Annotated in this window: 17 protein-coding genes and 1 other annotated feature (1 of these 18 cut by a window edge); of the genes, 16 read left to right on the top strand and 1 reads right to left on the bottom strand. The window is 51.9% G+C overall.

Features of this window, described 5'->3' with window-relative positions:
* The first annotated feature begins 25 nt into the window (after window positions 1-25).
* Window positions 26-772 carry a CDP-diacylglycerol--serine O-phosphatidyltransferase gene (pssA, locus tag D3P09_RS26970; protein ID WP_120114524.1) on the top strand — a complete coding sequence of 249 codons (747 nt, stop codon included), beginning with the start codon at window positions 26-28 and terminating at the stop codon, window positions 770-772.
* Window positions 773-862: 90 nt separating this feature from the next.
* On the opposite strand, the gene D3P09_RS26965 is transcribed toward pssA, so the two are convergent.
* The gene (locus D3P09_RS26965; protein ID WP_120114523.1) at window positions 863-1,267 is read right to left on the bottom strand and encodes a nucleoside triphosphate pyrophosphohydrolase family protein; all 405 of its coding nucleotides are present in this window, start codon (window positions 1,265-1,267) and stop codon (window positions 863-865) included.
* A 154-nt stretch (window positions 1,268-1,421) separates the two neighbouring features.
* On the opposite strand from D3P09_RS26965, the gene D3P09_RS26960 reads away from it, so the two are divergent.
* The 15 genes from D3P09_RS26960 (at window position 1,422) to rplA (ending at window position 13,673) form a co-directional block, all read left to right on the top strand.
* Window positions 1,422-2,519 (top strand): PIN/TRAM domain-containing protein, encoded by a 1,098-nt coding sequence (locus D3P09_RS26960; protein WP_120114522.1) that lies wholly within the window; start codon window positions 1,422-1,424, stop codon window positions 2,517-2,519.
* A 147-nt stretch (window positions 2,520-2,666) separates the two neighbouring features.
* On the top strand, window positions 2,667-3,371 hold the full coding sequence (gene ispD, locus D3P09_RS26955; RefSeq protein WP_120114521.1) for a 2-C-methyl-D-erythritol 4-phosphate cytidylyltransferase: 705 nt from the start codon (window positions 2,667-2,669) through the stop codon (window positions 3,369-3,371).
* 1 nt (window position 3,372) lies between these two features.
* Window positions 3,373-3,849 (top strand): 2-C-methyl-D-erythritol 2,4-cyclodiphosphate synthase, encoded by a 477-nt coding sequence (gene ispF / locus D3P09_RS26950; protein WP_120114520.1) that lies wholly within the window; start codon window positions 3,373-3,375, stop codon window positions 3,847-3,849.
* A 528-nt stretch (window positions 3,850-4,377) separates the two neighbouring features.
* Window positions 4,378-5,838 (top strand): glutamate--tRNA ligase, encoded by a 1,461-nt coding sequence (gltX, locus tag D3P09_RS26945; protein WP_207892560.1) that lies wholly within the window; start codon window positions 4,378-4,380, stop codon window positions 5,836-5,838.
* Between the two features lie 481 nt (window positions 5,839-6,319).
* On the top strand, window positions 6,320-6,982 hold the full coding sequence (gene cysE, locus D3P09_RS26940; RefSeq protein ID WP_120114518.1) for a serine O-acetyltransferase: 663 nt from the start codon (window positions 6,320-6,322) through the stop codon (window positions 6,980-6,982).
* Window positions 6,979-8,394, top strand: a complete 1,416-nt coding sequence (cysS, locus tag D3P09_RS26935; RefSeq protein WP_120114517.1) for a cysteine--tRNA ligase — start codon at window positions 6,979-6,981, stop codon at window positions 8,392-8,394. Before cysE ends, cysS begins: the two co-directional genes overlap by 4 nt.
* A complete protein-coding gene (locus D3P09_RS26930) occupies window positions 8,391-8,837 on the top strand; it encodes a Mini-ribonuclease 3 (RefSeq protein WP_424452762.1) in 447 nt (148 codons plus the stop codon). The genes cysS and D3P09_RS26930 overlap by 4 nt, the downstream gene beginning before the upstream one ends.
* 171 nt (window positions 8,838-9,008) lie before the next feature.
* The gene (gene rlmB / locus D3P09_RS26925) at window positions 9,009-9,764 is read left to right on the top strand and encodes a 23S rRNA (guanosine(2251)-2'-O)-methyltransferase RlmB (RefSeq protein WP_120114515.1); all 756 of its coding nucleotides are present in this window, start codon (window positions 9,009-9,011) and stop codon (window positions 9,762-9,764) included.
* Window positions 9,765-9,766: 2 nt separating this feature from the next.
* The gene (locus tag D3P09_RS26920) at window positions 9,767-10,291 is read left to right on the top strand and encodes an NYN domain-containing protein (protein ID WP_120114514.1); all 525 of its coding nucleotides are present in this window, start codon (window positions 9,767-9,769) and stop codon (window positions 10,289-10,291) included.
* A gap of 181 nt (window positions 10,292-10,472) precedes the next feature.
* Window positions 10,473-11,126, top strand: coding sequence for an RNA polymerase sporulation sigma factor SigH (sigH, locus tag D3P09_RS26915; protein ID WP_120114513.1), 654 nt, complete (start codon window positions 10,473-10,475; stop codon window positions 11,124-11,126).
* A 298-nt stretch (window positions 11,127-11,424) separates the two neighbouring features.
* On the top strand, window positions 11,425-11,574 hold the full coding sequence (gene rpmG / locus D3P09_RS26910) for a 50S ribosomal protein L33 (RefSeq protein ID WP_082967189.1): 150 nt from the start codon (window positions 11,425-11,427) through the stop codon (window positions 11,572-11,574).
* Window positions 11,575-11,592: 18 nt separating this feature from the next.
* Window positions 11,593-11,802, top strand: coding sequence for a preprotein translocase subunit SecE (gene secE / locus D3P09_RS26905; RefSeq protein ID WP_120114512.1), 210 nt, complete (start codon window positions 11,593-11,595; stop codon window positions 11,800-11,802).
* Between the two features lie 24 nt (window positions 11,803-11,826).
* Window positions 11,827-12,360, top strand: a complete 534-nt coding sequence (gene nusG, locus D3P09_RS26900; protein ID WP_120114511.1) for a transcription termination/antitermination protein NusG — start codon at window positions 11,827-11,829, stop codon at window positions 12,358-12,360.
* Window positions 12,361-12,419: 59 nt separating this feature from the next.
* Window positions 12,420-12,845: a 50S ribosomal protein L11 gene (gene rplK, locus D3P09_RS26895; RefSeq protein ID WP_120114510.1), complete on the top strand. Its 426-nt coding sequence runs from the start codon at window positions 12,420-12,422 to the stop codon at window positions 12,843-12,845.
* A gap of 135 nt (window positions 12,846-12,980) precedes the next feature.
* The gene (gene rplA, locus D3P09_RS26890; protein ID WP_120114509.1) at window positions 12,981-13,673 is read left to right on the top strand and encodes a 50S ribosomal protein L1; all 693 of its coding nucleotides are present in this window, start codon (window positions 12,981-12,983) and stop codon (window positions 13,671-13,673) included.
* 19 nt (window positions 13,674-13,692) lie between these two features.
* Window positions 13,693-13,744: a sequence feature (ribosomal protein L10 leader region), on the top strand; it runs 111 nt beyond the window's last position.

The raw sequence follows: 13,744 nt of genomic DNA, 5'->3' as shown, positions 1-13,744 counted from the left end.
GGCATAGTAGAGAAGAGGTGGAAAGATGATCGCAAAATCGATACCGAGCCTTCTCACGGTTGGCAATTTATTTTTGGGCGTCATCGCTATTATTTTGGTGTTCAACGAGAAACCTGCGTTGGCTGCCATGATGGTATTGATCGCTATGCTGCTTGATGGCGTGGACGGACGGGTCGCGCGAGCGCTTAATGCCCAAAGCGAATTCGGCAAAGAGCTGGATTCTTTATCAGATGTCATTTCCTTCGGCGTGGCGCCGGCTTTTATTATGTATGTTGTCGCTTTTCAGGACCTTAGTCCTGCGCTTGCATGGACGGCTACCGCCTTATTCCCGATCTGCGGTGCGCTTCGACTGGCACGGTTCAATGTCATTACGAGCAATACCGGCTATTTTATCGGACTTCCGATTCCTGCAGCCGGCGGCGTCCTGGCGACTTTGGCCTTATTCAAAGAAGATATTCCGACTTCTGTCCTGGTAACGAGCACAATTGTTCTGGCTTTATTGATGGTCAGCACAATTCGATATCCGAATTTCAAAAAAGTCGGCATTCCGCGCAGCGCCGTATGGGTGGTTCCGCTCATTGTGGTCGTATCTGTCATTCTGGGTCTGCTGTTCGAGAACCAACTGTCCAAAATCCTGTTCATTCCGCTCTTGCTGTACGCACTCTACGGTCTAAAAAAAAACGTTGACCGTCGTCTGCCGAAACGATTCCGCAAGCGCGGCAAGTCACAGGAGTCAACCGAAGAATCGGTCAAATCCGAAAAGCCGGCATAATCCGGCAGCTATGAAAAGAACGTTCCGCAGTCCATCTGGACGGGAACGTTCTTTTTTTGTTATGTGGAGGTTGTAGGTTCTGTTAAAGTGCTAAGTAAGATTGAATAGGCCAAGCGTGGAGCACTTGTCGTATTCGTCGGCGACTACTTCGTCCAGTTGAATTTGAAGCAGATTACATAAAGCGGTCATGTAAAATAAATTTCGTCCAAGCTCGTTCTTCAGCACTTCGTTGCAATGTTCGCACAGCGAACCGGCCAAATGACTCTCCAGTGTTTCTTTTGCATCTTGCAAGTTCAATTCATCAGAGTACTGCTGCTTACGGGCATTCAATTCAATGCAGCCGCAATCCGTTACGGCCTTCGTAACCGCGCGGTTAACGGATGCGCCGGATTGTCCCAGCTTGGACAACACGTCTAGCAGACTGCGATGCCGCAGCAGAAGCTCGGATACTTGCTGCTGGAATTGATCCAATGTTGGAGCATTCTTGGATTCCACCTCATTCACCCACCTTGAGTAGAAGTAATCTCTTTTCCTATTATAAACCTCTGGGACATTGTTTTCCACATGACATAAGATATTGAACATTTTGCCTATTGCCACGATTAGGCAGTGCAAGATTTGATCATAATTGTAATGGAGGTGAACCATTATGGTTAGACGAATGATACAGTTAATCGGGTTATTGTTTGGCGGAATGGCTGGCGGTGAGGTGTACAGATGGGTGAACGGATCGTCCGTGTGGACAAGCTCCTCATTTGGCATGCTTCAGCAATCCGGCACTTATTACATGAATGTAGGGATAGGAGCCCTGTTCGGCGTCATTGCTGCGACAATTCTGGCGCGTCCGGCTATCCGGTTAATGCAGAAGGGTGTAGAGCTGACGACCGAGATGCCGCTGAGACAGCTGCTAGCCGGAGCGGGAGGTTTGCTGGGCGGATTGCTGCTCGCAGTGCTGCTGTATCCCGCCGTATCGGGCTTCGAAAGCGTAGGCGCTTTGCTCCCTGCTGTGATGGCGCTCGTATTCGGTTACTTGGGACTTCGAATCGGCTTATCCAAGCAAGAAGAGATTGTCGAAGGATTCCAGAAGCTGGCTGAAAGCCGTCGCCCGGTCCCTGTGCAGGACCAGTCGGGCACTTACGAGGAGCATAAAATCCTGGACACTAGCGTCATTATTGACGGGCGGATTGCGGATATTTGCAAAACGGGCTTTATCGAAGGAACGCTGGTCATACCGGAGTTCGTGCTGGAAGAGCTGCAGCATATTGCAGATTCCTCGGACTTGCTCAAACGCAACCGGGGACGCAGAGGCCTGGATATTTTGAACAAGATCCAAAAGGAGCTCGACGTAAAGGTGCTGATCTACGAAGGAGATTTCGAGGAGATCGGCGAGGTGGACAGCAAGCTTGTGAAGCTGGCGAAGGCGCTTAGCGGCAAGGTTGTCACCAATGACTTTAATCTCAATAAAGTGTGCGAATTGCAGGGCGTCTCCGTTCTGAACATCAACGATCTTGCCAATGCCGTCAAACCGGTCGTATTGCCGGGTGAAGAAATTATCGTTCAAGTGATCAAGGATGGCAAGGAGCATGGACAGGGCGTCGCGTATCTGGATGACGGTACGATGATCGTAGTGGAAGGCGGCCGTGACTACATCGGAACGACGATGGAGGTGCTCGTGACGAGCGTCCTGCAGACGTCTGCGGGCAGAATGATATTTGCCAAGCCGAAGCTGTTGGAAAAAGCGCTGTAACAAGGTATGATAGTACTATTGTACTTGGGATGGGCTGTAATGCGCAGATGCGCTTAAGAGCTGATCCAGCAGCGCGTATCGAACGGATGCCGGACGGAGATGGCCTCGGCCGTATGCGCCTGACAACGGTTCAAGGCGGGTTGGAGCATGGTAGAGAATTGGGGAGTCGTCATTGTGGCGGCCGGACGCGGCACGCGCATGGGGACCAACGAAAGCAAACAATACTTGCATTTGGCGAATAAGCCGATTCTGGTTCATACGCTGGAGCTGTTCCAGCGGCTGAGCTTTGTGAATGAAATTTCCTTAGTTGTTGGAGCCGATGATATTGAGCGATGCGAGTCGTGGGTACGTGAATACAGTCTCTCCAAAGTTACCGCTGTTCTTGGCGGGGGATTGGAGAGACAGCATTCCGTTCTGCGCGGTCTTGAGAAGCTGACGTCGGACTGGGTGATGGTGCATGACGGCGTGCGTCCGCTTGTAACGGAGGCGGCGGTGGAGAATTGCTGCAGAACCGCGCTTGCAAGCGGAGCGGCTGTTCTTGCTGTGCCGGTGAAGGATACCATCAAGCAGGTCGACCAAAGCGGCGTCATCGTATCGACACCGGATCGCAGAAGCTTGTGGGCGATACAAACCCCGCAGGCTTTTCGTCGTGTACTGCTGCTGGAAGCGCATCAGCGGGCTTCGGCAGATGGATTTCTAGGCACCGACGACGCTATGGTCGTGGAGCGAATGGGCGCTCCGGTTGCTGTAGCGGAAGGGGATTACACGAATATTAAAATTACGACGCCTGACGATTTGCCTTATGCGGAGTTTCTGCTGGGACAGCGCGGGCTGGAGAGAGGGGAAGCCTGACATGATTCGAATTGGGCAAGGTTTTGACGTACATCAATTAGTAGAAGGCCGTCCGTGTATTATTGGCGGTGTGACTATTCCATATGAGAAGGGATTGCTTGGCCACTCCGACGCGGACGTATTGCTGCACGCCATCTCCGATGCGATTCTGGGCGCGCTTGCGCTGGGCGATATCGGCAAGCACTTTCCTGATACGGACGAGGCGTTCAAGGATGCGGACAGCCTGAAGCTTCTGGAGCGGGTATGGGAGCTGGTGAAGGAGCGCGGCTATAAGCTGGGCAATATCGACTCCACCATTATCGCGCAGCGTCCGAAGATGCTGCCTTATATTCCGCAGATGGCGGAGATTATCGCGAAGGCGCTAGAGGCTGACATCTCGCAGGTCAACGTCAAAGCGACAACAACCGAGCAGCTTGGCTTCGCCGGCCGCGGAGAAGGCATTGCCGCTCAATCGGCTGTGCTGTTGGTGAAGGCATAGAAGCAGAAGCCTTTTGCTGGGGATCGTTTCGGGGTGGGAAAACTAGAGTGTTGCGATTAGGCTATTCCGTCTCAAAATAATGTTACCACACACTCTTAAATGTCCGATGGCGATGTGGTGGATTGAGGCGAAATAGCGACGCGAGGCGTGCTTAAATCGTGAAAAAGACTCTGCAGCTCGGTGTAACGTTGCCAGACGTGATTAGAGTCAGGTGTGCGGTGGATTGAGACAAAATAGCGACGCGAGGCGTGCTTAAATCGCAAAATAGACGCTACAGCTCAGTGTAACGTCGCCAGATACGCTTAAATGCCCGTTGGCGGCATTATGGAGCGAAATAGTGTCGCGAGAAACGCCGAGATAACGCATGCTGCAATATACCCGGTTATAGCTCCAGCTAGCACATAGATCGTAGATTGGCAGCCGCCAATGAAGAATAGTATGATTGAAAAAACTGAACTCGAAGTGTGTGAGAAGGCGAACTTATCTTCTTTTATTCAAGAGCGCTATACCCTTAAGGAGGAAAAAACGATGACAGCAGAAGTACGCGTTCGTTACGCGCCGTCGCCGACGGGACATTTGCATATCGGCAACGCCAGAACGGCCTTATTCAACTATCTATTCGCCAGAAATCTAGGCGGCAAATTCATTATCCGGATCGAGGATACGGATGTGAAGCGCAACGTAGCGGGCGGAGAAGAAAACCAGCTGACATACTTGAAGTGGCTCGGCATCGACTGGGATGAGAGCATCGACGTAGGCGGGGGCTACGGTCCTTACCGCCAGACGGAGCGTCTTGATATTTACCGCGAATATTGGCAGGAGCTGATCGACCGCGGTCTTGCGTACCGCTGCTATTGCACGGAAGAGGAGCTGGAGAAGGAGCGCGAGGAGCAGCAGGAGCGTGGCGAGACTCCGCGTTATTCCGGCAAGCACCGCAACCTGACTCCTGAGCAACAGCAGGCGTTCGAGGCGGAAGGCCGTGTAGCGAGCATTCGCTTCCGTGTGCCTGAAGGCAAGACCTATGCTTTCGACGATATGGTGAAAGGCTCGATCAGCTTCGATACTGCGGAGATGGGCGACTTCGTCATCGTGAAGAAAGACGGAATTCCGACTTACAACTTTGCGGTAGTGCTGGACGATCACTTGATGAAAATCAGCCACGTGCTGCGCGGGGAAGACCACATCTCCAACACGCCGCGCCAGCTGATGATCTATGAAGCGTTCGGCTGGGAGCCGCCGGTATTCGCGCATATGACTCTCATCGTCAATGAGAACAAGAAGAAGCTGAGCAAACGCGACGAATCCATCATTCAGTTCATCGAGCAATACGATGCTCTCGGCTACTTGCCTGAAGCTTTGTTCAACTTCATTACGCTGCTGGGCTGGTCGCCGGAGGGCGAGCAAGAGATGTTCACCCGCGACGAGCTGGTAGCCGTATTCAATTCCAATCGTCTGAGCAAAAGCCCGGCTGTATTCGATACGCAAAAGCTGAGCTGGATGAACGGCGAATATATGAAAAAAGCGGACCTGGCCCGCGTTGTAGACCTCTGTCTGCCTCATCTGCAAAAAGGGGGCTGCATTCCGGATACGCTGGACGCAGAGGGTAGAGAATGGGTGACTGCTCTGGTCGCGCTGCATCAGGACAAGCTTCGCTTCGCAGCGGATATCGTGCCGGTAACGGAGCTGTTCTTCCGTGAGACGGTTGCGGATGAGGAGGAAGCTGCTGCAGTGCTGGCGGAGGAGCAAGTTCCGACAGTTCTGGGCCAATTCCTTGCTTTGCTGGAAGCGAAAGCGGCTCCTTTCACAGCGGATGGCATTAAGGAAATGATCAAGACGGTTCAGAAGGAAACGGGCTGTAAAGGCAAAGCGTTGTTCATGCCAATCCGCGCCGCTCTGACAGGCCAGACGCATGGTCCGGACCTCAATCAATCCATTGCATTGCTGGGTGAGCCGAAGGTCATCGCCAGACTGAAAGCGCGTCTGGGTTAAGCCGGCTATCAGCGAAAACTCGGCGGGCGGAACTTTTGAACGGAATGCTTGCACTTTTTTCGCGATTCGGTATACTATGACTATCAATAAGATAGTGAATCGGCCATGAACAGGAGAAGTACGTTAGCTGTGGATTCGCAGAGAGGACAACCGTCATTCGAATCAAGATGCAGGAGATTGGAATGGGGCTGAAAGTTGTCTAGTCCGCTTGAACGGAAATTGCACCTGGGAGCCTTGTTCCGAGCTGTAGCCATTCGGTCTTAGGCCGAAGAAGGATTGCAGGGTAGGCGACAACGTATAGTCTGCGTTAAAGACATGAAGATGTGCAGCCATCGGCTATATAGCCGCCGATTGTGTTGCTCAAGCAGAGTGGAACCGCGAGATACGACGCCTCTGCAGCTTAATGCTGCAGGGGCTTTTATTATTTTGCGATAGAGATAGCAAGGGATAGGTTTGGCAGCTTTGAAGGGAGAGGTCATCCATGTTTCGCCATTTTCGCTCAGACGTGCAGACGGTTTTCGAAAACGACCCCGCCGCACGAAGCCGGTTTGAAGTTATATTTACGTACTCGGGCGTCCATGCCATATGGGCTCACCGCGTCGCGCATTCACTCTACAGAAGGAGATGGTTCACGCTTGCGCGCGTCATCTCCCAGGTCAGCCGGTTCATGACCGGCATTGAGATTCATCCCGGCGCCAAAATCGGGAATCGATTGTTCATCGACCATGGAATGGGTGTTGTCATCGGCGAAACTTGCGAGATTGGGGACGATGTTGTCATCTACCAAGGGGTGACCCTTGGCGGAACAGGGAAGGAAAAAGGTAAACGGCATCCTACAATTGGTAATAATGTAGTTATTGGCTCAGGAGCAAAGGTGCTGGGGTCTTTCACAGTAGGGGATTATTCCAGCATTGGCTCGAATGCAGTCGTGCTGCGGGAGGTGCCGGAGAACTGTACGGTAGTCGGCAATCCGGGCCGTGTTGTTCGCCGCAACGGCGAGCGGGTGGGCGACCGCCTCGACCATACCCAGCTGCCTGACCCGGTTATCGAGATGTTCCGGGCGATGCAGAAAGAAATCGACGGGCTCAAGACGGAGCTCGAGGATATGAAGCTTACGAAAGCGGGAGGAGAAGTCAAGTCATGACAGTTTCCATTTATAATTCGCTCACTCGTTCGAAAGAAGGCTTTCAGCCAATCGAACAGGGCAAGGTCAATATGTATGTGTGCGGACCAACGGTCTATGACTATATTCATATCGGGAATGCAAGGCCGGTCATCTTCTTTGATGTAGTACGTCGGTATTTGGAGGACACGGGGCTTGAAGTGCAGTACGTCGTGAACTTCACGGATGTGGATGATAAGCTGATTCGCAAGGCTGATGAGCTGAACACGACGGTGCCGGAAGTGGCGGAAAAGTTCATCGGCGCATTCTTCGAGGATATCGAGGCGCTTGGCGTACGCAAGGCGACGCTGAATCCGCGAGTGACGGAGCATATTCCGGAGATTATTGCGTTTATTGCCGGTCTGGTGGAGAAAGGCTATGCTTATGCGAGCGAAGGCGATGTGTATTTCCGTACGGCTTCATTCGAGGATTATGGCAAGCTGTCGCATCAGAATATCGATGAGCTTCAGTTCGGCATTCGCGTAGAGCTCGGAGACCGTAAGGAAAATCAAGGCGACTTCGTGCTTTGGAAAGGCGCCAAACCGGGCGAGATCAACTGGGATAGCCCTTGGGGACCGGGCCGTCCGGGCTGGCATATCGAGTGCTCGGCGATGGCGCGCAAATATTTGGGAGATACGCTCGACATTCACGGCGGCGGACATGATCTGCAATTCCCGCATCACGAATGCGAAGTTGCGCAGTCGGAATCGCTGACAGGCAAGCCATTTGCGAACTATTGGATGCATAACGGGTTTGTTCATATCAATAATGAGAAAATGTCCAAATCGCTGGGCAACGGCATTACGGTCAAAGAAATTGTGAAGCAAGTAAAGCCGCAAGCGGTTCGCTACTTCATGCTGGCTACTCATTACCGCAGCCCGCTGAATTTCAGCGATGACACGATTGCTCAAGCGGAGAACAGCGTGGAGAGGATCGCCAATTGCTATACGAATTTGCAGCATCGATTGAATTCGGCTGACGGCGCAGAAGCTGCTGGCGCGGAAGAACTCGATGCGCTGCGCTCCAAGATAGCAGGCATTCAAGCTCAGTTCCATGCAAAAATGGAAGATGATTTCAGCACGCCGGATGCGATTACAGCTTTGTTCGAGCTGGTGACGGAAGCGAATGTGTATATGCAAAATCAGCAAGCTCCGGCAGAGGGCATCAAGCTGCTGGTTGAAGCTTTTGACAAGATGGATAATGTGCTTGGCCTTCTGCCTGCAGCATCTGGCGACGACTTGCTGGATGAAGAAATCGAAGGGCTGATTGTAGAAAGAACGGAAGCGCGCAAAACGAAAAACTGGGCGCGTGCCGATGAAATCCGCGATCTTCTGAACGAAAAAAACATTGTGCTTGAGGATACGCCTCAAGGCATCCGCTGGCGGCGCAAATGATGCGCCCCGCGGATGAAGAAGCGGGCGTGGCGTCACCGTTCAACCCGCTCGCGCTGCACAAGCCGGCGCTGAAGACGGGTCTTATGAATCCGGTCGTCTTGGCTTATATGGGCGATGCGGTGTTCGAGCTGCTGGTGCGCCAGTATTTGATCTCCTTGCCGAATAACAAATCGCATCATCTCCACAAAGAAGCGACTAAGCTGGTATCGGCAAAAGCGCAGAGAGAGCTGCTGGAGCGGTGGCAGCCTCATCTGAGCGAGGAGGAAGCGGATATTGTCCGCCGCGGACGCAACACTAAGTCGGGCGCTCCGCCGAAAAATGCCGATCCCGCCGATTACCGCCACGCAACCGCGCTGGAATGTCTGGTCGGTTATCTCTACTTCGAAGGCAGACTGGAGCGGCTCGGCGAGCTGTTCCATATTGCGCTGTCGGAGCGGGAGTAGCTTGAATCGGGCTAAGTGATAGGATAAGACTTCGATGATGCAATACTCATCAAGCTGGTTAATAGTTAAGATAACAAAGGCTCAATATCACTAAAGCCCACTCCGGGCAAAGCACTTCGCACGGGATGGGTTCATATACATCAAAGAACGTACAATGACAGGAGGGCAATTATGTCCGTAGAAGTAAATCAGGATGAGCTTATTGCCGGCAAGCATCCGGTGCTTGAGGCACTGCGCTCCGGGCGCGAGATTAATAAGATATGGATCGCTGAGGGCTCGCAGAAAAGCGTGTCTCAGTCGATTACGGCTGAAGCTAAGAAGCAGGGCATCATCGTCCAGTTTGTGGACAAGCGCAAGCTCGACAGCATGGCGCAAGGCGTGGCGCATCAAGGTGTTATCGCGCAAGCCGCCGCTTTTGCATACGTGGAAGTGGAGGAGCTGCTTGAGATTGCGAAGAGCAAGGACGAGACGCCGTTCCTGCTTCTGCTGGACGAAATCGAGGATCCGCATAACCTCGGATCTATTCTCCGCACGGCGGAATGCACCGGTGTGCATGGCGTCGTCATTCCGAAGCGCCGGGCTGCAGGATTGACAGCGACGGTGCTGAAGACGTCGGCAGGCGCGGCTGAGCATGTGCCGGTTGCCCGCGTGACTAATCTCGCGCAGACGATCGACAAGCTGAAGGAAGCGGGTGTCTGGGTCGCGGGAACTGATGTAAGCGCGAAGCAGGATGTGTACAAAACAAAGTTCGATATGCCGCTGGCAATCGTAATTGGCAACGAAAGCAAAGGAATGGGCCGTCTGATCAAAGAAAAGTGTGACTTTCTTGTGAAGCTTCCGATGCTGGGGCAGCTCAACTCCTTGAACGCATCCGTTGCCGCGGGCGTGCTAATGTATGAGGTTGTCAGGCAGCGCCGGAGTGAATAGGCATGAATCGGCGCAATGACGTCCTGCTTGTGGACGGCTATAATATCATTGGGGCTTGGCCGGAACTGGAGAAGCTCAAGGAGTATGATCTGGAAGACGCCCGTGACAAGCTCCTGGATATGTTGGCCGACTATCAAGGTTTTACCGGCATGCAAGTGTATGTCGTCTTTGACGCCCATCAGGTTCCTGGACTGGGAAAGACATTCAAGCAGCATAAGCTGACAATCGTCTACACCAAGGAGAAGGAGACGGCGGACGAATGCATCGAGCGGCTCTGCAACGAGCTGATGGCAAGGCGGCGCAATCTGTACGTCGCCACCTCAGACTTGGTGGAGCAGCATGTGGCCTTCGGCAAAGGCGCGCTCCGCATATCGGCCAGAGAGCTCTTGATCGACATCGGACAGAATCGGAAGGCGATCGAGCAGTCTATCCGGGAAGAGAAGCCTCAAAAGCGCAATTCGGTAGACCAGAATATCAGCCTCGATGTGTGGAGCAAGCTCGAACGGCTTCGCAGGGGTGAAAAATAAGATTAAACCAGGCATGGGTGAACCGCTTTCATAGAGTGCCACAATGTTACATTTTTGCTATAAAATCGATAGTTTTCGGGTCGCTCATTGGTTGACGGTGGAAGGTTACATAATGTATACTGACTCTATATTTCCTAAGAATCTAGCGCGGTGTACGCCTGGCAGGCCGGAGGGATAGTGTGTGAGTATCGACCTCAAAGAATGGAGTACGCTCGAATATGAAAGCAGTACGGACGAAGATATCGTAGAGGCGGTCCGTAACGGCGACAGCGTAGCGCTGGAATATCTGATTAATAAATATAAGAACTTTGTGAGAGCGAAGGCCCGTTCCTATTTCTTGATCGGCGCCGACCGCGAGGATATTGTGCAAGAAGGCATGATCGGACTTTATAAGGCAATCCGGGATTTCAAGGGCGACAAGCTTGCTAGCTTCAAGGCCTTCGCCGAATTGTGCATTACGAGGCAGATCATTACCGCAATTAAGACTGCGACACGCCAGAAGCATATTCCGCTCAATTCTTATGTTTCGCTGGACAAGCCCATCTACGACGAAGATTCCGATCGGACTTTGCTTGATGTCATATGCGGTACGCGAGTATCCGACCCTGAGGAGCTTATTATCAATCAGGAGGAGTTCGTTGGCCTTGAGGACAAGATGTCCGAGATTCTAAGCGATCTCGAACGGAAGGTTCTGATGCTCTATCTGGACGGACGATCCTATCAGGAGATTGCGGTCGATCTCGATAGACATGTGAAGTCGATTGACAATGCTTTGCAGCGCGTGAAGCGCAAGCTCGAGCGATACCTGGAAGTGCGGGATATCGGCGGGATATAACGACGCATCTGACAACGGACTGTCTTTTCTGTCTGACGTTTTTCAGACAGTGAAGACAGTCCATTGGTTTTAAAAGAAAAGGTTTCGACCATACTGGTAGAATCAATTTCGAATCAAGATGCCAATTATTCGCAAGCCGGACAGCGCCCTTCTTTCGTTGACACGAGGTATGCCTTATGATAAAGTGTTTAGGTAGGCCTAATTTCGAGGTTTTTTTCGTATTGGCGATTGGAATCAATGAACTTACTATATAGCTTCAATGATTCGTATTTTTAAGCAGTTCGGGAGGTGTAATTCAATGCGGGTAATCATCACGTTGGCATGCACAAACTGCAAACAGAGAAACTATGCGACAACCAAGAACAAGCGCAATCACCCCGACCGCATCGAGTTGAAGAAGTTTTGCAAGTTCTGTAACGAGCAGACTCCTCATCGCGAGACGCGATAGTCCATTGGAGGTGTAACAATGGCTTTTTTGACGAAGGTGAAGCAGGGCTTTGGTACGACGTTTAGTTTTTTTGCCGACAGCTGGGCGGAGCTGAAGAAGGTTCGCTGGCCAAGTCGTAAAGAGTTGACAAGCTATTCCCTGGTCGTTTTATTCACGGTAATAGTTGTGACGATTTACTTCTGGCTTCTTGACATCGGGATCTCGGAATTGGTTCAGCTGATTGTCTAAGAAGGGACCAAAGGTGGATTATTGATGGAAAAAAGATGGTATGTCGTGCATACTTACTCTGGCTATGAGAACAAGGTGAAAGCCAATCTGGAGCGCAGGGTTGAATCGATGGGCATGGAAGACAAGATCTTCCGCGTGCTTGTCCCAATGGAAGACGAAGTGGTGGAGAAGGACGGGAAGAAGAAGACCGTCCAGCGCAAGGTATATCCAGGCTACGTTCTTGTGGAAATGATTCAAACCGACGATTCGTGGTACGTTGTTCGGAATACGCCAGGTGTAACGGGATTCGTTGGATCGACAGGATCCGGCTCCAAACCGACCCCTCTGTTGCCAGATGAAGTGGAACAAATTCTGAAGCACATGGGAATGGAAGAGCCGAAGCCGAAGATCGAATTCGAACTCAAGGAAACTGTTCGCGTCAAGGTAGGTCCTTTTGCAGACTTTGTCGGCTCGGTAGAAGAAATTCTGCTGGATAAAGCGAAGCTTAAGGTACATGTCAACATGTTCGGACGGGAAACCCCGCTTGAGCTGGATTACACTCAAGTGGAGAAGATATAACAATCCGGTTTCCGGAGCAGGCAAATGCGCTTGTATATCAAGGCAAGGAGGTGTGAGTCATGGCAAAAAAGGTCATCAAGATGGTCAAACTGCAAGTTCCTGCAGGTAAAGCAAACCCAGCGCCACCAATCGGTCCGGCACTAGGTCAAGCAGGCGTTAACATTATGGCGTTCTGTAAAGAGTTCAACGCTCGTACTGCGGATCAGGCAGGTCTGATTATTCCAGTCGTGATCACTGTATTCGAAGACCGTTCCTTCACATTCGAGACTAAAACTCCGCCGGCAGCAGTATTGCTCCGCGTAGCAGCAGGTATCGAGAAGGGTTCGGGCGAACCGAACAAGAAGAAAGTCGCAACAGTTAAACGCGATAAAGTTCGCGAAATCGCTGAGTCCAAGATGCAAGACCTTAACGCAGCTTCCGTAGAGGCAGCTATGCGTATGGTTGAGGGCACTGCTCGCAGCATGGGTATCACAATCGCCGACTAATTGGCGTGTCCGGCGGGACATGAATCACGTTAGATGCCAGCTTGGCATCGCGCTTGGCGAGATCGTGCATCTCGCGAGGTGGGAGGGTCATCCCGAAGAGGATGAGCCGTTATAACCACGAAGGAGGAACTTACAATGGCTAAACATGGCAAGAAATATGTAGAAGCTGCTAAGCTGATTGACAGCGAAGCAACTTACGAGCCTTCCGAAGCAATTGATCTTGTGAAGAAGGCAGCAACAGCGAAGTTCGACGAATCCGTCGAAGTAGCGGTTCGCCTGGGCGTTGACCCTCGTAAACAAGACCAAGCGGTACGCGGCGTTGTCGTACTTCCGCATGGCACTGGTAAAACTAAACGCGTTCTCGTTTTCGCAAAAGGCGAAAAAGTGAAAGAAGCGGAAGCTGCAGGTGCTGACTATGTTGGCGACGCAGACATGATCAACAAAATCCAACAAGGCTGGTTCGATTTCGACGTCTGCGTAGCGACGCCGGACATGATGGCTGAAGTTGGTAAGCTCGGCCGTATCCTGGGCGGTAAAGGCCTTATGCCTAACCCGAAAGCAGGTACTGTAACGTTTGACGTTGCAAAAGCCGTTCAAGAAATCAAAGCAGGTAAGATCGAGTACCGTCTGGACAAAGCGGGTCAAATCCACGCTCCAATCGGCAAAGTATCGTTCGACGCTGAGAAGCTGAACGAGAACCTGAAAGCTCTGATCGACGCTCTTCTTCGTGCGAAGCCAGCTTCGTCGAAAGGCGTTTACCTGAAAAACATTGCTGTTTCCTCGACTATGGGTCCTGGCGCTCGCGTCTCGACTGCATCGTTCCGTTAATCCGGAAGGAAACGCTACTAACATTCGAATACGCATACCGTAGACAGTAGGTGCCCACAGGGCTTAATTTC

Origin of the sequence: Paenibacillus pinisoli, from assembly GCF_003605435.1 — a bacterium.
In the GTDB taxonomy this organism is placed as follows: domain Bacteria; phylum Bacillota; class Bacilli; order Paenibacillales; family Paenibacillaceae; genus Pristimantibacillus; species Pristimantibacillus pinisoli.
This window is presented reverse-complemented; position numbering and strand designations above follow the sequence as displayed.